This window comes from Streptomyces sp. ITFR-6 (assembly GCF_031844725.1).
GTDB lineage: Bacteria > Actinomycetota > Actinomycetes > Streptomycetales > Streptomycetaceae > Streptomyces.
Genome location: NZ_CP134612.1, coordinates 6,290,949 through 6,309,051, shown reverse-complemented (window position 1 = coordinate 6,309,051; position 18,103 = coordinate 6,290,949). Strand labels below are relative to the sequence as shown.

Annotated in this window: 10 protein-coding genes; 4 read left to right on the top strand and 6 right to left on the bottom strand. The window is 70.8% G+C overall.

Features of this window, described 5'->3' with window-relative positions; all coding sequences use genetic code 11:
* Positions 1–8: 8 nt before the first annotated feature.
* Positions 9–767 (bottom strand): thioesterase II family protein, encoded by a 759-nt coding sequence (locus tag RLT59_RS28730; protein ID WP_311306076.1) that lies wholly within the window; start codon positions 765–767, stop codon positions 9–11.
* Positions 764–3,973: a non-ribosomal peptide synthetase gene (locus tag RLT59_RS28725; RefSeq protein ID WP_311306075.1), complete on the bottom strand. Its 3,210-nt coding sequence runs from the start codon at positions 3,971–3,973 to the stop codon at positions 764–766. The genes RLT59_RS28730 and RLT59_RS28725 overlap by 4 nt, the downstream gene beginning before the upstream one ends.
* A gap of 294 nt (positions 3,974–4,267) precedes the next feature.
* On the opposite strand from RLT59_RS28725, the gene RLT59_RS28720 reads away from it, so the two are divergent.
* Together RLT59_RS28720 and RLT59_RS28715 are read left to right on the top strand one after the other, a co-directional pair.
* On the top strand, positions 4,268–5,443 hold the full coding sequence (locus RLT59_RS28720) for an acyl-CoA dehydrogenase family protein (protein ID WP_311306074.1): 1,176 nt from the start codon (positions 4,268–4,270) through the stop codon (positions 5,441–5,443).
* Positions 5,444–5,458: 15 nt separating this feature from the next.
* Positions 5,459–6,481, top strand: a complete 1,023-nt coding sequence (locus RLT59_RS28715; protein ID WP_311306073.1) for an acyl-CoA dehydrogenase family protein — start codon at positions 5,459–5,461, stop codon at positions 6,479–6,481.
* A 9-nt stretch (positions 6,482–6,490) separates the two neighbouring features.
* Here RLT59_RS28715 and RLT59_RS28710 read toward each other — a convergent pair whose 3' ends face one another.
* The gene (locus tag RLT59_RS28710; protein WP_311306072.1) at positions 6,491–7,219 is read right to left on the bottom strand and encodes a thioesterase II family protein; all 729 of its coding nucleotides are present in this window, start codon (positions 7,217–7,219) and stop codon (positions 6,491–6,493) included.
* A gap of 148 nt (positions 7,220–7,367) precedes the next feature.
* On the opposite strand from RLT59_RS28710, the gene RLT59_RS28705 reads away from it, so the two are divergent.
* Both RLT59_RS28705 and RLT59_RS28700 read left to right on the top strand, forming a co-directional pair.
* A complete protein-coding gene (locus RLT59_RS28705) occupies positions 7,368–10,796 on the top strand; it encodes a condensation domain-containing protein (RefSeq protein WP_311306071.1) in 3,429 nt (1,142 codons plus the stop codon).
* Between the two features lie 3 nt (positions 10,797–10,799).
* Positions 10,800–11,537 carry a sulfotransferase-like domain-containing protein gene (locus tag RLT59_RS28700; protein WP_311306070.1) on the top strand — a complete coding sequence of 246 codons (738 nt, stop codon included), beginning with the start codon at positions 10,800–10,802 and terminating at the stop codon, positions 11,535–11,537.
* Between the two features lie 20 nt (positions 11,538–11,557).
* On the opposite strand, the gene RLT59_RS28695 is transcribed toward RLT59_RS28700, so the two are convergent.
* Genes RLT59_RS28695 through RLT59_RS28685 form a run of 3 tightly spaced genes read right to left on the bottom strand, consistent with a single transcriptional unit; the run spans position 11,558 to position 18,096 of the window.
* Positions 11,558–13,114: an amino acid adenylation domain-containing protein gene (locus RLT59_RS28695; RefSeq protein ID WP_311306069.1), complete on the bottom strand. Its 1,557-nt coding sequence runs from the start codon at positions 13,112–13,114 to the stop codon at positions 11,558–11,560.
* The gene (locus tag RLT59_RS28690; RefSeq protein WP_311306068.1) at positions 13,111–16,701 is read right to left on the bottom strand and encodes a condensation domain-containing protein; all 3,591 of its coding nucleotides are present in this window, start codon (positions 16,699–16,701) and stop codon (positions 13,111–13,113) included. The genes RLT59_RS28695 and RLT59_RS28690 overlap by 4 nt, the downstream gene beginning before the upstream one ends.
* A 36-nt stretch (positions 16,702–16,737) precedes the next feature.
* On the bottom strand, positions 16,738–18,096 hold the full coding sequence (locus RLT59_RS28685; RefSeq protein WP_311306067.1) for an MFS transporter: 1,359 nt from the start codon (positions 18,094–18,096) through the stop codon (positions 16,738–16,740).
* Positions 18,097–18,103: the final 7 nt, after the last annotated feature.

Sequence of the window (18,103 nt, the reverse complement as noted above, 5' to 3'; positions counted from 1 at the left end):
TTCCCCCCTCACTCGGCCAGTACCGCGTGGGCGATCGTCCGTGCGGTCCCGCGCGTCATCCGGTTGACGAAGTAGTGGCCGCCGTCGACCTCGTGGTGGTCGTGGCCCTGCTCGGTGCACTCCCGCCAGGTCCGCGCCAGATCACCGCTCACGACCGGGTCGTCCCGGCCGCGCAGGGTCGTCACCGGGCAGGGGAGCGCGGGCCGCCGCTCGTGCTCGTACCGCTCCCACAGCGCGAAGTCGGCTCGCAGCATGGGCAGCAGGAACTCCAGCATGTCCGGGTTGGCGAGCAGTTCCCGGGGCAGCCCGCCCCGCAGGCGCACCGCTTCGGTGAACTCCTCGTCGGGGAGCTCGTACAGCGGCGCTTGCGCGGAGGCGACGTACGGGGCCGGCTGGGCGGCCGCGATCAGGCGCCTCGGCCGTACGTCGAAGCGCCGGGCCATCTCATGGGCCACGTCATGGGCGAGGAGAGCCCCGGCGCAGTGCCCGTACAGCACGAATCGCCCGGTGCAGAAGGGCCGCAGCGCGATGGCGCAGGCGCGTACCAGGGCCCGTAGGTCCACCGGCGGGTCCTCCCGCGCGCGGTCCTCCCGGCCCGGCGGCTGCAGCGCGAGGACCTCGACCGAATCGGGCAGGAGGCCGGGCCAGGCCCGGTAGACGGAGGCGCCCGCGCCCGCGTAGGGCATACAGATCAGCCGCACCGCCGGCGCGGCCCTGGCCGACCTGCGGATCCACGGCGATTCGGCGGTGAACACGGCCCCTGTCACGAGGCGTCACCGAATCTGGAGCGGACGATCTCCGCGATCTCCTCGTCGCTCCTGCCCTCCACCAGATCGAGCGCGCTCGCGAGCTGGTCGCGCCGTTCGCTCTCCCTGGCGAGCGCGTCGTCGATGATGCGGGCGAGTCCGGCGACGGTCGGCGCCGAGAAGAACTCGGCGATCGGTACGTCGACGCCGAACACGGTCTTCACCCGGGGGGCGATCCGGATCGCCTGGAGGCTCGTACCGCCGAGGGCGAAGAAGTTGACGTGCTTGGCCACCCTGGTGCCCAGCAGCGTGGCGAAGACCTCGCTCGCCACGGTGCGCTCGGTGGGCGTGGAGTCCTGGAGGTCGCTGTCGTCCGCGCTCTCCAGCCCGGCGAACTCGACCGCGGGCAGCGCCCTGCGGTCGACCTTCCCGCTCTGGGCCAGCGGCACGTCGGACAGCGGTACGAGCACGGTGGGGATCATGGTCGGCGGCAGCCGGTTGCCCAGTGCGGACCGCACGGCGTCCAGCTGCAGTTCCGTTCCGTCCTCGGGCACCACGTACGCGACGAGCAGCGTGCCGCGGTGCGGGTCGACCGCCACGTCGGCAACGGCCCGCGCGACTCCGGGGACGGCCTGCAACGCGGCTTCGACCTCACCGAGTTCGATCCGCACGCCCCTGACCTTGACCTGTCGGTCGGCCCTGCCGAGGAAGGCGAGGTCACCGTTGTCCCGCCAGATCGCGAGGTCTCCCGTCAGGTACATCCGCGAGCCGGGCGGGCCGTACGGATCGGGTCTGAAGCGCTCGGCCGTGAGGTCGGGGCGGCCCAGGTATCCGCGCCCGAGTCCCCTGCCCGCGATGGCGAGTTCACCGACGGCGCCGGCCGGGAGCAGTCCTCCGTCCTCGTCCAGCACGTAGGCGCGGTGGTTGCTCATGGCCCGGCCCATCGGCGGTGACTCGGCCCATCGTCCCTCGCAGAGCTTGGCCACCACCGTCACCGTCGTCTCGGTCGGGCCGTAGCCGTTGGTGAACGCGCAGTGGCGTGCCCACCGGGTCGTCAGCTCGCCGGAGAACGCCTCTCCGCCGACGAAGGCGGCGCGCAGGTCCGGATAGCGCTCGGGCGTGAGCAGCTCCATGATCGCCGGCGGGAGGTCGATGACGGTGATCCGCTGGTCGGCCATGAGCGCGTCGATGGTGTCGATGGAGGACCGCTCCTCGTCGTCCACCATGTACAGGCGGGCGCCGGACAGCAGCGCGCCGAAGATCTCGAACACGGAGACATCGAAGCCGACGGACGCGAACTGCAGCATGCGGTCCCGCGGGCCGAGGCCGAACATGTCCCGCACGGTCCGGATGAAGCCGGTGATGTTGCGGTGCTCGATGAGGACGCCCTTGGGCACGCCCGTGGATCCGGACGTGTAGATGACGTACGCCAGTTGCTCCGGGTGCACCTCCACGTCGGGTGCGGTGGCGGGCAGTCCGGATACGTCGTCCTCCATGTGCGCCACGCGCACCCCGGTCGCTCCGAGCAGTCCCTCCGCGCCCTCGGAGGCGAGGACGACCCGGGCGTCGCAGTCGGCCAGGATGGACATGACCCGTTCCGCGGGCTGGCCGAGGTCCACCGGTACGTAGGCGGCGCCGGCCTTCAGGACGGCGAGTATCGCCTCGACGAAGGGGCGCCCGCGCCTGACCAGGACCGGCACGCAGGTTCCTGGCTCCACCCCGAGCTCCAGCAGCCGGTGCGCGCGCCGGTTGGCCCGCGTCTCCAGCTCTCCGTACGTCGTCTCCCCGTCCCTCGCCGCGAGGGCGACCCGGTCCTTGTGCTCCCGGGCCACGCGCTGGAACACCTGGTGCACCGCGTCCGCGGAGTACGGTCCGAGGCGGGCGTTCCACTCGTCGAGAACGCTCTCCCGCTCGTCCCGGCCCGTGATCGAGATGCTGGTCAGGGACGCCTCGGGAGAGGCGCAGCCGGCCGCGAGCAGGCGCAGATAGCGGTGGACGAGCCGTTGCGCGGTGGACTCGTGGTACAGCGCTGTCGCGTAGCGGACGGTCACCGCGGGTTCCGGGCCGTCGAGCACGGTCTCCAGGGACAGTTCGTAGGGGCTGGCGCCCGTGTCCAGCTGTTCGGCGGACATGCTCAGTCCGCCCGCCGACGCGGTCACGGGCGCGTGCGTCCGGGCGTCGAAGCCGATCTGTACCAGCGGAAGTCTGGCCGGGTCGGGGTCGAGGTGGAGGCCGTCCAGTACGAGCTTGAACGGGATGCCGCCGTGCTTCTCGGCCTCTTCGCGTACGGCGTTGGTCCGGCGGACCACTTCGGTGAACGACAGGCCGTCCAGCCCTTCGAGGCGCAGCGGCAGCAGGTTGCCGCAGTCTCCGACCAGCTGCCCGGGTGCGAAGGGGCCGGGCACGGTGTGCCGCATCCCGACCGTGAGATCGGTGGCGGCCGTGTGCCGGGCCAGCAGCGCGTAGAAGGCGCCCAGCAGGACGTCCTTGCCCGGCACACCGAGCCGCTCCCCGAGTGTTCTTACCGAGGCCGCGAGTTCGGGCGGGAGCGGGCTGCTCGCCGCGGCGGAGGTCAGATCGAGAAGCCGGGACCTCGGCCGGTCCGCCGGCAGTTCGGTGTTCTCCCAGGCGGCGAGGGCGCGCTGCCAGAACTCGGCGCAGTCCCTGGCTTCCTCGCCGTCCACCCAGGCGCGCTGCCAGCTCGCGTACTCGCCGAACTGCGCGGCGTCCCCGGCGAAGGACGGCTCCTGTCCGGCCCGGCGTGCCCGGTACGCCTCCGCGAGATCGGGAAGCAGCACTTCGAGGGAGCGTGGGTCCATGACCAGGTGGTGGGTGACGAGGACGAGGGCGTGCTCGACGGCGGACACCCGGAGCAGCCGGAAGCGCGCGGGGCCCTCGGCGTTGAGGTCGAACCCCTTCCGCAGCTCCGCACGGACGATCCTCGCCCCGTGTTCCCCGGGGCCCTGTGGTCCGCAGGCCTCGCTCTCCAGCGGGACCGGCCTCTGCGGCCGTACGACCTGGACCCCGGTCTCGTGCTCGTGCGGGAACACGGAGCGCAGCACGCTGTGCCGCTCCAGCACGTCATTCAGCGCGAGTTCCAGCGCACGCTCGTCGAGCGGCCCATGGAGACGAATGGAAAAGCCGAGTCCGTACGCCGCGCCGCTTGCGGAAACCTTGTCGAACAGCCACAGCTGTTCCTGCCGGAAGGACAATGGTGCGGTGCGCACGCCTCGTGAGACATTGTCGAGACGGGAAATCAGATCCGCCCTGCGGTCTGCCGACATACCGCGCAGTCTTCGGAGTAACTCACTTTGCTGACTCATTTCTCTCCAAGTCCACCAAGAGTGACGAGCAGTTAAACCGGAATGGCATGTTCGGGTCTTACGCTTCGCGCTCTGTGCGGCCTCGGAATCCTCAACTCCACTGCACAGCAAACCATCTGAGGGGCTGTCAAAGCACTGCGAAGGTTGTGAACGTGTGCCACAGTAGTGTTGACATCGAGTCTCGACAAGGATCAAGCCATGGATTTCGGCGTCCCTAACAGAACCCTTGACTTCAGACAAGAGCTCAAATCCACCCTGTCGGCCGCGGAGACCCGTCGCCTGTTGCAGGTGGTGCACCAGAGGGACGACGGTATGGACGGCGACGTCCGGGAGCTCTACCGTCATCTCGGGCGCGCGGGTATTCTCGCCCCTTCCTGGCCGGCCGAATACGGGGGCCGGGACGGAGACTTCACCGAGACCGTCGTACTCCTGGAAGAGCTGGTCAGACACGGAATACCGCAGAGCCTCTACTACATCTCCGTCCAGATCGTCGGCTCCCTGATTCTGCAGTCGGGCACACCGGAACAGAAACGCACGCTCCTGCCCCGGCTCGCCTCGGGGGACCTCACCGCGTGCATCCTCTTCACCGAACCGGAACACGGCTCCGACCTGGCGAGCATCACCACCCGAGCCACCCGGGGGCCGGGCGGCGAGGGCTGGGTCGTCAACGGACGCAAGACCTACAACCTCAAGAGCGGCTACGCCGACGTCGCCCTGTGCGCCGTCCGGACGGACGACAGCGAGAGCCGGTACCAGGGGATCAGCCTCTTCCTCGTCCCCATGAGCACGGCGGGAGTATCCGTGCGTCCGCTGCCCAGCCTCGCCGACGAGCAGTTCCACGACATCTCGCTGGTGGACGTACACGTCGGCCCCGAGGCGCTCTTCGGCGCCGCGGGGCAGGGCTGGTCGCTCATCACCCGGATGTTCGCCGCGGAGCGCAGCGGGCTCGACTACTACGCCAGGGCCGGACACTGGCTCGGCCTCGCGGCGCAGAGTCTCACCGCGCACGACGGGGACACGGGCGGGGCGCGAGGCGCGGAGGCGGCGGAGTTCGCCAAACACCGGGCGCGGCTCGACGCGAGCCGGCTCCTGACCTGCCGCGCCCTTCAGCACCTGCAGGAGGACAGACCCGACATCAGTGACGCCTCGCTGGCCAAGTGGCACTGCAGCGAGACCGCCCAGGCCATCTCCTGGTGGTCGCTCGACGCCCTGGGCACCCAGGTCATCGAGCCGGGCTTCGAGACCGGCGGCTCCGCGCTGGAGGCGGCCTACCGCGAGGCCCCCGGGCTCACGATCTCGGGCGGCGCCTCGGAAGTTCTGCTCGACATCGTCACCGGTGCCCGGTTGCTCGACGACGTGGAGACAGGGGGATAGGGCGTGGATCTTCAGATGGACCCCTTTCAGGTCCAGCTCGCCGACGCGGTGGACGCCGCTCTCAGCAGGACGAGCGACGTCCAGGCCGAGCTCGCGGCGATCGGGGTGCCCGAACTCGGCCTTCCCGAACGGCTCGGCGGGTTCGGGCTCGGACTCAGCGCGGACATCGTCGTCAACGTGCAGCTGGGGCGCGGCCTCGTCCCGCTGGCCGCCCACCGGGAGACCGTACTGGCCCTGGAGCTCGCGGCAGCCGGCGAACTGCCGGACTCCCTGGTCGGGCAGGTCCTCAAGGGCACGGCTCACGCCGTCACGATCGGTGTGCACACCGCACCGACCCTGCGCGCCGACAGCGCCAACCGGCTCTGGGGCGAGAGTGAGCACCTGCCGGACTGCGAGGTGAGCCTCGCGGTGGTCCGCGCGGTCGCCCAGGGCGGAGACGCTCGCTGGTACGTCGTCCAGCCGGACCCCGCGACCTCGGTCTCACGCACGAGCATGCTGCTGGGCCTGCCGGGCCGGCGCCTGCAGTTCACCGGAGCTGCCGCGACGCCGGCCACCCCGGACGGCGGTGAGCTGCGGCGGAGCCTGGACGCGGCGCGCATCAGGCAGGCGGCGGTCCTCCTCGGCGTCGCCGACCGGGCCCTCGATACCGCGCGCGGTCATGTCAATCACCGCATGCAGTTCGGGCGGCCGCTGGTGGAGCTCCAGACGGTCGCCCACCGGCTCGCCCACCTGGTCGGGACGGCGGACGGCTGGCGGCTTCTGCTGCATGAGGCGGCCTGGCGGCACGACCTGGGCCAGGACTGCACCGCCCACGCCGCCCAGGTGCTCGCGGCCGCGACCGAGCACGCCCTCCAATCCACCCGCCAGGCTCTTCACCTCCACGGGGTGCGAGGCATGCTGGCCCACTCGACCGTGGCGACGGCCTACCGGATCGCCTCCGTGGAGGGCACCCGGATGGGCACGGCCGGCCAGCTCTGGCGGGAGGCGGGAGAGGCGCATCTCGCCTCGCCGGGCGCGGTTGCGGGCCTGGCGGAATGAGGCAGCGGGTCAGCCGCCCACCAGGCCGGAGCGCAGGCGCTCCATCAGCTCCGCCGGTGCGCCGAGAAAGGTGTAGTGCGTGCCGGGGAGGACGACCTTGTCGGCCTCGGCCCACCGCGCCCAGCCGCCCATCAGCTCGTGGGGCACCTCGTGGTCGTGCTCCCAGCCCACCACCGTGAGCGGGCAGGGAGCACGGCCCGCCGCCGGCTTCACATAACGCCTGTTCGCCTCCAGGTCGGCGGTCATGACCTCAAGGAACATGTCGACCATCTCGGCGGGAGGCTCGGCCGATCCCAGTTCACCGAAGAGGCCGGAGAGTTCGGCCCGCAGACCGTCCTCCGACAGGCCGAGGAACCGGCCGTGCGGACCGTCCTGCGGCGCGACCTGCGAGGAGACGAAACAGCGCTCGGGCGGGCGGAGCCCCAGTTCCTGTATCCGCAGCACGGTCTCGAAGGCGGGGAGCGCACCGCCGCAGTGCCCGAACACCCCGTACGGCCGGTCCAGGTACCCCGCGATCCCGTCCACCACGTCCGCCGCGAGCTCTTCGTACGTCCCGTAGTGCGGCTCCCGCATCCGGTTCTCCCGGCCTGGAAGCTGGAGCGGCAGCACTTCGACCGCACCGAGCCTGGACGGCCACTTCAGGAACATCGAAGCGCCACAACCCGAGTACGGGAAGCAGAAAAGACGGTACTCCGCGTCATCCGAGGGGGATTTGAGGAACCACTTCGACATCGTCATCTGTTCTGCCCACCCATTTCCTTCGACAATCCGCGACATCCTCACGACCGGGGCGATCGTAGCGAGGTCCGGCATCCACTGCCACTGCCGTGTTCTGTCAACTAACGTACTTGGAGGCGTAGTTGTGGTGATCCTTGATGGGGGAGATATGCAGGGGGAGAAATCCCGAGTGCCACTGGCCCCTATCCAGCAGCACTTTCTCCACGCCGGCGGTTCCGGCGCGGCGCAGAATGAATGCACCGCCATGCGGATCAGGGGCGCGCTCTCTCCTTCCGCCCTCGCCCACGCGGTATCCGCGCTGATACGACGGCACGAAATTCTGCGCAGCACGGTGGACGAGGCGGACGGCGAACCGGCCCTTCGCGTGCTGCCCGCACCGTCCTCCCCACCACTGACCTGGCTCGATCTGAGCGGACGGGCGGCGGGCGAGCGGGAGCCGGCGATGCACGCCGCGACGAGCGCGTTCGCCGCGGCCCCCGTCGACCTGGCGACGGGACCGCTGCTCGGCCTTCTCGTGGTGAGACTCGCCGGGGACGAGCACGTCCTCGCCCTCTCGGTCCACCACCTGATCGCAGACATCACCGCGGTCCGCGTCATCGTGGACGAGCTGAGCCGGGACTACGCGGCGGCACTGTCAGGGGCGGACTCCCCCATACCGGACCCCGGTCTCCAGTACGGGGACTTCGCGCAGTGGGAGCGCGAGGCGCTGCTCCCCCTCGCGGAGCGGACCGACGGGGAATTCTGGCGTGCCAACCTCGCCGGCGTCCCGAGCGCGCTCGACCTGCGGACCGACCGCCCCCGCCCCGCCCTCAAGGGCACCGAGGGGCACCGGAGCGAGTTCCGGTTCGCCGGCGCCCTCGGCCCCGGGCTGGTGGCCTTCGCCCGCGAGCACCGCACCACCGCCTACGCGGTGTCGCTCGCCGCCTTCGCCGCGCTGGTGAACAGGTCCACCGGGGCCGCCGACTTCGTCCTCGGCGTCCTCGCGGCGAACCGGTCGGCCCCCGGAACGGCCGATCTCGTCGGCCAGTTCGCGAACACGCTGCCCCTGCGCCTCGACCTGAGCGGCGACCCCTCCTTCGAGGTGCTCACCGAACGCTGCGGAAACACGGTGGCGAGCGCCGTCGACCACGAACGCCTGGCGCTGAGCCGCATCCTCGCGCTGGCCGGACCCGCCCGCGACCCCAGCCGGACCCCGCTCATCCAGCACCTCTTCCTCCCCAGGCTCGACGCACTGGGCACCACCTCGTTCGGTGGTCTTCCGATCACGCCGGTCGAGGTCCGGCGGAGGCGGGGGCGGTTCGACACCATCGTGGAATTCGAGGCCACGAAGGACACCGCCGCGGCCTGGATCGAGTACGACACCGCGCTCTACACCGAGCAGGGCATAGCCGAGCTGATGAAGGACTACGAGCGGCTCCTGCGGGCGCTGCTCGACGAGCCCCGGCTGCCCCTGTCACGCGTCACGTTCGCCTCCGGCCCCTCCGACGGCGTACGCCGTGCCGCACACGAGGCGCAGGCGCCCGTCAGATCGGCCCTGAGCGCCGAAATGGGCGCGCCCGGGTCCGGCGCGCTCACCGTCGTGGACGGTGCGATCACCGACGCCGACCTCGTACGGCTGCGGGAGAAGCCCGGGGGGCGCGTCATCCGGACGCTCCCCCTCCCGGGCACGGAAACCGTCCTGGCGGTGGATCTCACCGGGCTGCCCCGGGAATGGCCGGTCGTGCTCGCACCCGAGTCCGGCCGGCTCGTGCTCGGGGACGGCGCGCCCGCGCTGTCCGCCTACACACCCGCCCCTCTGTACGTCACCCACCAGGACCATGTCCTCCCCACGGGCCTCACCGCACGGCTGAGCCCGACCGGCGCCGTGCAGCTGGTGTCCGGCGTGGAGCTGGTGACGCACAGCGCCCCCGCGGCGCCCGCCTCGCCCTCCGACGACCCCCTGCTCTCCGTGGTGTGCGAACTGTGGGCGGAGACCATGGAACTGCCGGTGGTGCGGCCCGATGACGACTTCTTCGTCATCGGCGGCCACTCGATGCTCGCCGCCCGGCTGGTGGCGAACGTGAGCGAGAGCCTCGACGCGGAGATGGGTATCCGGATCCTGTTCGAGAACCCGACGCCCGGCCTGCTCACGGAGGAACTGCGCCGGCGGTATCCGTACCTGGACGACGTGCTGCGCCTCCTCGCCTCCGCCACGGAGAGCGAACCCGTGGCGGAACCGGCGCCGCCGCCCCGCCCGGACCGGGACGAGCGGCTCGTCCCGCTGCTCGCCGCGCAGAAGCAGCTCTGGCTGGCCGAGCAGGTGAACCCGGGGCTCCTCACCCACACCATTCCCCTGCTGCTGCGCATCGACGGACCGCTGGACGGTGACGCGCTGCGCGCCGCGGTGGGTGACGTCGTCGCCCGGCAGGCGGGGCTGCGCGGCAACTTCGTGGAGACCGACAACGAGCCCGTGCAGCGGATCGCGCCGTTCCGCGGCTTCGACGTCCCCGTGACCGACCTGAGCCACCTGCCGCCGAGCATCCTCCAGAAGCAGAGCCGGGCCCTGGAGGAGGAGACCGCGTACGGGGGCTTCGACATCACGAGCGACTCGTTGGTGCGCGCGCGCCTGGTACGGCTGGGCGAGCACGAGCACGTACTGCACCTGCTGTTCCACCACCTCGTCACCGACGAGGTCTCGATGACGATCTTCATGCGCGAGCTCTCCGCGTTCTACAACGCGCGGACCGGGCGGCGTCCCGTACAGCTGGACGAGCTCGTACTCGACTTCGCGGAGCTGGCCTCGGGCGAGCAGGAGATGCTCGCGGGCCGGGAAGGCGACCGGCTGCGCCGGTTCTGGACGGGAACGCTCGCCGGAGCACCCGAGCTCGACCTTCCCACCGACCGGCCTCGCCCCGAACGGCCCAGCTACGAGGGCGAGTTCCTGGCCCGACGCGTGCCCAGGGAACTCGCGGACGCCATGAGCCGGCTTGCCCGGGAACACCGGGTGACCGCCTACACCGTCTTCCTCACCACGGTCGTGGTCCTGCTGCACCGGCTGGGCCGGCAGGACGACTTCGTGATCGGCGTCCCCGCGGAGAACCGCTCCAGGCGAGGATCCGAGCAGCTGATGGGCTGCTTCCTCAATGTCGTCCCCGTGCGGGTGGACTGCTCGGGCGACCCCGCCTTCGGTGAGCTGCTGGACCGGGTGAGCGCGAGCCTGCTCCGGTCGTACGAGCATCAGCGGCTGCCGTTCGCCGAAATCCTCGACGCGGTCCGCCCCGACCGGCGCCCGGACCGCCACCCCCTCTACCAGGTCACCTGCGAACTGCAGCTCGCCGACTGGATGCCGCTCGAACTGGACGGCTGCACATCCCGCTACGAGCTCCTCTCGCACGGCACCGCCCGGTACGAGCTGTCGTTCCACGGGATCATCCGTGCGGACGCCTTCCTGGTCATGCTGGAGATCAACACCGGCCTGTGGGAGCGGGAGACCGGTCTGCGGCGCATCGACCAGGTCGTGGAGCTGCTCACTCAGGTGACCGCGGACCCGCACACGCCGGTCTCCGGAATCGACCTCCGACCTCGCTCACAGGAGTGAAAAGTGGCACTGCCGAAGCAGAACGGTCCCCGGATCCTCGCGCTGTGGAGCGCCCCGCGTTGCCGCTCGACGGCCTTCATGCGGATGATGGCGGAGCGGGGCGACTTCCTCGTGGTTCATGAACCCTTCTCGCACGTCGCGGACTTCGGGGTGGCCGAGGTCGGACCTGTCCAGGCCCGCAGCGAGGCGGAGGTGATCGCGGCGCTGCGGGAGCTCTCCGCGCGGCGTCCGGTCTTCTTCAAGGACACCACGGACTTCCACTACCCGGGCCTGCTGGCCGACTCCGCGTTCCTCGCGGAGGCGACCCACACCTTCATCATCCGCCACCCCCGGGAGGCGATCGCCTCGCATTTCGCGCTGAATCCCTCGCTGGAGCGGGACGAGGTCGGGTTCGCGCGGCTGGCCGGGATCTACGACGCGGTCGAGGCGACGGGCCGTGAGCCGCTGGTCGTCGACTCGGACCTTCTGATGGCGCGGCCCGCCGACACCGTCGCCGCGTACTGCGCCGGGGTGGGGATCGGCTACCGGGAAGAGGCGCTGTCCTGGCAGCCCGGGATGCGGGAGGAGTGGCGCAGAACCCGGCGGTGGCACGAGTCGACCAGCAGGACGAAGGGTTTCACCGAGGTGGCCTCCCCGTACGAGACCACCACGGACAACAACGCGACACTCGCCGGGTACCTGCGGTTCCATCTGCCCTTCTACGAGAAGCTGCTGGCACGGCGGATGACGCTCCCCTCGTGACAGCGGCCTCCGCGCGGAGGTCAGTAGCCGGTGTTCCGGGCCGCCGCCATGTGGGTGTCCGCCATCAGCCGGAGGGCGCGGCGGTCCAGCTTTCCGCTGGGCAACTGCGGCAGTGACCCGACCACGGTCAGCGCCCCGGGGACCATGTGGTCGGGCAGCCGCTCCCGCAGTTCCTCGCGCACGGCGTCCGCGTCGAGGGACTCCTTCGCCAGGACGAAGGCGACGAGGACCCGGTCGATGCCTTCGTCACCCGCGACCGTGACCCCGCAGGCGCTCACGGCCGGGTGGTCGCTGACGGCCGCCTCGACCTCCGCGAGCTCGATGCGGAACCCGCGGACCTTCACCTGGTCGTCGGCCCGCCCGAGGAAGTCGAGCGCGCCGTCGGCACGCTTGCGCACCAGGTCACCCGTGCGGTACATCCGCTCGCCGTGGCCGTCGGGCGCGGGCAGGAAGCGTTCCGCCGTCAGACCGGGGCGGTTCCAGTAGCCGTACGCCACCTGCGCACCGGCGACGTAGAGCTCGCCGATCTCGCCCACGCCCAGCTCACGGCCGTCGGCGTCGAGGACGTGGACGCGGTTGCCGGGTATGGCGGTGCCGATCGGGGGGAGGGCCAGCCACCGGGCGGGATCGGCCTCCAGTGGATGGTGCGTGACGGCGTGTGTCTCGACCGGGCCGTAGTGGTTGAACAGACGGCACCCCGGCAGCCGTGCCATGAGCTCGCGCAGGGCCCGCGTGCACTGCAGCTGCTCGCCCCCGGGAATGATCTCCCGCAGGGACGCCGCCTCCACGTCGACCGCGTCGGCGACCATGACGAGGGACTGAAGTCCGACGTACGGGAGGAAGATCCGCTCCACCTGGGCCGCGATGACGAGTTCCCACGTGCGGACCGGATTGCGGCGGGTCTCGTGATCGATGCAGACCAGCGTCCCGCCGGCGGCGAAGGTGGAGAAGATCTCCTGGAGGGACACGTCGAACGAGATCGCGCCGTACTGGAGGGTGCGGCTCCCCGGGCCGCAGCCCGACGCCCCGGTCTGCCAGCGGACGAGGTTGGCGAGGCCGGCGTGCGGCATCAGCACGGCCTTGGGGCCACCGGTCGACCCCGAGGTGTAGAGCAGATAGCAGCCGTCAGCCGGATCCGGTTCCTTCAGCTCCTCTCCGGCTCCGCCGTCCTCACCGCTCAGCGCCTCCTCCAGTACGCAGGCTTCCCGCCCGTCGGCGGTGAACGGTCCCAGCGTGTGCTCCTGGCCGACCACGACGGCCGCGCCGCTGTCGTCCAGCATCATCCGCAGCCTGGCGGCCGGATAGGTGACGTCCAGGGGCAGCACCACGGCGCCGGAGCGGAGAATGCCGAGCAGCCCGACCAGGAGGGCGGGCGAGCGCGCGGCGGCCAGCGCGACGATGTCCCCGGTCCGCACGCCCCGTGAGCGCAGGCGCCGCGCGAGCCTCCCCGCGTCGCGCCAGAGCTCCTCGTACGAGAGGGTGTCCGCCCCGTCGACGATCGCCGGGAGCGCGGCGTGCTCGGCGGCCGCCGCGCCGATCGCGCCGACGACGGTTGCCGCGTCCTGTATCCGCGTCACCGGACCGGTCCCCCTTCCGAGGCGGGATCGTCCGCGAGGACCCGTTCGAGCTCCGCGAGCACGGCGGCGAGCCCCGGATTGCGCATGATGCTGTAGTGGTCGCCCTCCACCCGGGACACGACCAGCTCGGGCGCGTACGGGCGCCAGGCCGGGGCCGCCGCGGGCGACTTGGAGGCCTGCAGGAGGTGCACCCTCCCCGGGTAGGGGGCTTCGGGCCGGTAGCCCGCCAGGTTCCGGATGTGCGACCGGTAGACGGAGTACTGGCGCATCATCTCCTCCAGGTCGAGGACCTCGGGCACATCGGGGCCGAGGCGTTCCAGGATGTCCGCGAACACCCGGCGCGGCGGGAGCGACGCCATGTCGGGCGAGGCCGGGAGCGCCAGGTCGAAGTCCGCGCGCACCCCTTGCAGATACCCGTCGAGCAGCCGTGCCTCGGCATCGGGCGCCGCGGGATCCCCTTCGAACAGGGCGGAGTCGATCAGGGTCAGGGGCACGGCGGGGCCGCCGTTCGCGGCATGGACGCGGGCCATCTCGAACGCCACCACGCCGCCCAGTGACCAGCCGGCGAGCGCGAAGGGCGCGTCCACGATCTCGTCGGGCAACTGGCCGAGATAGTGCTCGGCGAGCGCGGTGAGCGAGGCCCCCGGGTGCCGTCCCTCGAAGGCGTACACCGTCCGGTTGGTGAGCGCGGTGGCCAGCGGGCCGTAGCAGAACACGCCGCCGCCCGCGGGGTGGACCACGACCAGGGGCAGTGGCGCGGAACCGGACTGCATCCGGACCAGGTTGCCGCCGGCCCCGCCGCCGCTGGAGACGGTGACGATGCGCGCGGCGAGGTCCGCGATCGTGCGGTAGCGGAACAGCACGCTCACGGGGAGATCGACGCGCGTCGCCCGGCGCACGCGGCTCATCAGCTGGATCGCCAGCAGGGAGTGCCCGCCCAGCAGGAAGAAGTTGTCGTGGATCCCGACCTCCGCGACCCCGAGTACGGAGCGCCAGATCTCGACGAGCAGCCGCTCCGTGTCGGTGCGCGGCGCGACGCGTTCGTCCTCGGCCTCTTCTGCGCCCTCCATGTCGCGCAGAGCCGCCAGGTCGACCGTTCCCCGGCCCGTCAACGGCAGCTCCTCAAGGAAGAGATACGCGTCGGGTACGAGGACGCCGGGCAGCAGCCGCTGTGCGTGCACCCGTACCGAGTCGCGCAGGTGCGGGAGGTCTCCCCACTCCCCCGCGGGCGTGAGACAGGCGGTGAGCCGGGCGGGCCCTTCGCCGTTGCCGTCGGACGAGGACACGACCCTCGCGTCACCGATGGAGCCGTGGCCCGCCAGCGTCTCCTCGATCTCGCCCCGGGGGACCCGGACCTGCCGCACATAGGTCTGAGCCGCCTCGGCGCCGAGCACCTCCAGCGTCCCGTCCTCCCTGAACCGGCCCAGATCGCCGGTCCCGGTCTCGTCCGCCGCGTCGGGCCCGGTGCTGACGCACACCCGCCCCGGCGCCCCGATGGGAACGAACTGCCCGTCGGCGTCCCGGATCCGTACGGCCAGCCCCGCGCAGACGGTGCCCGCCACGTCATGGCCCGCCGGAACGTCTCCGGTACACCTGCGGCTCGCGATGTCACCGATGCCCGCGCCTCGGTAGACCGACCAGAACTCGGTGTCCGGGAGGGCCCGCAGGCAGCGCCGTTCGAGGCCGAGGCCCAAGGCCTCACCCGTGACTAGGACCCGGCGCGGCCGGGGCGCGGCCTCTCCCCGCTCCACGGCCCGGATCACCTGGTGCAGCAGGCCGGGCGCGATGCCGAGTGTGTGGACGTCCTCCTCGGCCAGTACGTCCAGCACGGCCTCCAGGAGTCCGTCGCCGGCCTCGACGAGCACCAGCCGCGCGCCCGCGTCGAGCACCCACAGCGCCTCGTCGGGTTCGACGGTACGGGCGTCCGCCGCGATCACCGCCACGCTCCCGGCCGGCAGTTCGAAGCCGTGCGCGCGCCGGGCGACCGCCCGGCGCAGTGCGGGATCGGATTCCCTCGCGCGCCATGCCGCAAGCAGTTCGCCGCTCAGCCGGTGTGCGTCCGGACTCGACGGCGGGTGGACGCGGACGAGCGACGGGCCCGGCTCCGTGCGGTGCGGCGCGGGCCGGACCGGCTCCTGGGCCGTGCCGCCGACCCGGCCGAACTCGTCGAGATCGGCGGGCTCGAACAGGTCGAGGACGCTGAGGGGGACGTCGGGCCGGGCGACCGCCGCGGAGAGGAGGCGTTCGAGGAGTCCGGACATCCGGGCGATGGCGGCCGCCGGGAAGAGGTCACGGTTGTACAGCCAGGACCCGCCCATCCCGTCTTCACCGACGAAGGCGTTGAACTCCAGGTCGAAGCGGACGATCCCGGTGTCGAAGGGCACGAGCGCGGCGTCCAGGTTCGGCAGCCGCAGTCTCTCGTTGGACGCCGACTGGAAGTTGAACAGAACCTGGAAGATCGGCGTGACCGTCGGGTTGCGATCGGGCTGGAGCTCCACCACGAGCTTCTCGAACGGCATGTCCTGATGGGCGAACGCTCCGAGGGCGACCTCGCGGGCCCGGCCGACCGCCTCGTTCAGGCTCGGCCTGCCCTTGAGATCCATGCGCATGACGAGGGTGTTGACGAAGAACCCGATCATCGACTGCAGCTCGCTGTGGGTCTGCCCCGCGGCCGGCACACCCACCACGATGTCGTCCTGGGCGCTGTACCGCTGCAGCAGCGCGGTGAAGCAGGACAGCACCACGGAGAACGGGGTCGTCCTCGCCCGCGCGGCGAAGGCGAGGATGTCCTCGCGCAGCCGGTCGGGGAAGGCGAACTCGTGGATCCCGCCGTTGGCACGGTGGTGGACCGGCCGGGAGGCGTCGAGGGGCAGCTGCAGCAGGCCCGGTGCGCCGTCGAGGCACTCGCTCCAGTAGGCGCTCAGCTCCTTCGCCCGCTCGCCGGACAGCCGGGCCCGCTGCCAGAGCGCGAAGTCGATGTACTGCTGCTCCACGGGCGGCAGTTGTGCCTCGGCTCCGTCGCGGACCATTCCGTACAGCCCGTCCAGCTCCCGGAACAGCGTCACGATCGACCAGCCGTCGCAGACGACATGGTGCACGGTCAGGCAGATCAGATGGTCCTCCGGGCCCGTCCTGACGAGCAGGACGCGCAGCAAGGGCCCCTTGGCGAGGTCGAACGGCTGCCTGATCGATGCCTTGACCCGCTGGTCCGCGGCGGCCTGCGGGTCGCTCTCCGCGCTGACGTCGCAGACGTCGACCACCGGCTCGTAGGGGGCGCACACCCGCTGGACCGGGACGCCGTCACTGCTGAGGAAGACCGTGCGCAGGACTTCGTGGCGCCGGATCACCTCGCCCAGCGCCTTGCCCAGCGCGCCCGGATCAGGAGCGGTCCGGGTCCGCAGAACGATGGGAACGTTGTAGGCACTGCTGCCCGGGACCAGGCGGTCCAGGATCCACAGGCGCCGTTGCGCGAAGGAAACGGGGCCGGTGCGGGTCGCCGTGCTTCGTCCGGTATCGGCCAGCATCGCCGCAAGCCGTCTGCGCTTGGCCGCGAGGCTGTCTGTCGTGTCCTGGTCCTGGTCCTGCAAGGCAGCTCATCCCCTTCTACGGTCCTGCGCCATGACTCAGACTGCGACCCGCAACTCCACCGGCACCTCGTCGAAGAGCGTGTGCACAGAACCCAGGACGATCCAGATCGTCGCTATCCACGCCATCGCCGCGGCCACGAAGAAGGTCGTCGCGTTGTTGGAGATCGCCGCGATGCCACTGCCGAGCAGCGGGCCGATCGCGTTGGCCCCCCAGACGAACGGCAGCGCCACACCGCCCACCCGGCCCATGGCCTGCGGGGGCGTGGCCTTCTGGATGAGCGTCATGATGCCGACGTTCGCGATCGGGGAGGTGAACGAGGAGATGAGCTGCGAGACGACGATCACCGTGAAGGCGAAGGCCGTGCCGCCCGTCTGGGCGGTGGGAAGCAGCACGAACGCCACACCGAGCACGAGGTGGGTGAAGATCAGGGTCCGGCCCATGCCGTACTTGGCGTTGATCTTCCGGGAGAGCATCGCCCCGGCCACGACGGCGAAGCCGCCGGCCGCGAGTGCCAGGCCCAGTCGTCCCGGACCGAAGTCCAGGTCCTTGTACGCGTAGACGATGATCATCGCGAGCGTCATCGAGACCGCCATGTTGCCGAAGGTCGCCATCAGCGTCAGATAGCGCAGCAGGCGGTTGCCGAAGGTGAGCGCCACCCCGGCCTTGAGCTCCCCGAGCGTCGCGCCGAATCCGCGCGCCGCGACGGCGGGGGCCGGCTCCTTCGACCGGATGAAGAGCAGAGTGAGGCTTGAGACCAGGTACGAGAAGGCATCGGCCGTGACGGCCTTGGCGGCACCGATGAGGCCGACCAGACCACCACCGGCGGAACGGCCCAGGACGACCGCCAGCGACCGGCTCAGCTGGGTCTTGGCATTTCCGTCCGCGAAATCCTCCCGCTCCAGCAGATTAGGCAAATACGCCTGGTAAGCGAGTTGGAACACCACGTCGAATATGCCCTTGACCAGCGCGGCCGCATACAGGTGGGTCACGGTGAGATGGCCCAGCACGGCGGCCAGCGGCAACGATCCGAGCGTGATGAAACGCCCGATGTTGGCAAAGTGCATCAACGGCCTGCGACGGAATCGGTCGGTGAACACACCCAGCAGTGGTGCGAGGAGTACGAACGGTATCCATTGCAGCGCAACAAGGACACCGACGCCCAAAGTACCTTCACCGAAGACGAGCACAGCCAATGAGGGCAACGCGATGATGCTGATCTCGCTGCCCAGCAGACTTACCGACTCACCCGACCACAGCAGACCGAAGTCGCGGTTTCGGAAGAGTAATGACTTGGACTTGCCTTCCATAACGTACGTCCGACCTTTCCGAGTGAGCGTGCGCGTCAGTAGTTCCGTCTTTTGCGGACGAAATCCGACGACGCTTCCAAAGGGCACCAACCAG

Excerpts from the sequence above, each read along its gene's own strand:
- RLT59_RS28705 (WP_311306071.1), top strand. The coding sequence starts at position 7,368 with ATGCAGGGGGAGAAATCCCGAGTGCCACTGGCCCCTATCCAGCAGCAC.
- RLT59_RS28715 (WP_311306073.1), top strand. The coding sequence starts at position 5,459 with ATGGACCCCTTTCAGGTCCAGCTCGCCGACGCGGTGGACGCCGCTCTC.
- RLT59_RS28720 (WP_311306074.1), top strand. The coding sequence starts at position 4,268 with ATGGATTTCGGCGTCCCTAACAGAACCCTTGACTTCAGACAAGAGCTC.
- RLT59_RS28710 (WP_311306072.1), bottom strand. The coding sequence starts at position 7,219 with ATGACGATGTCGAAGTGGTTCCTCAAATCCCCCTCGGATGACGCGGAG.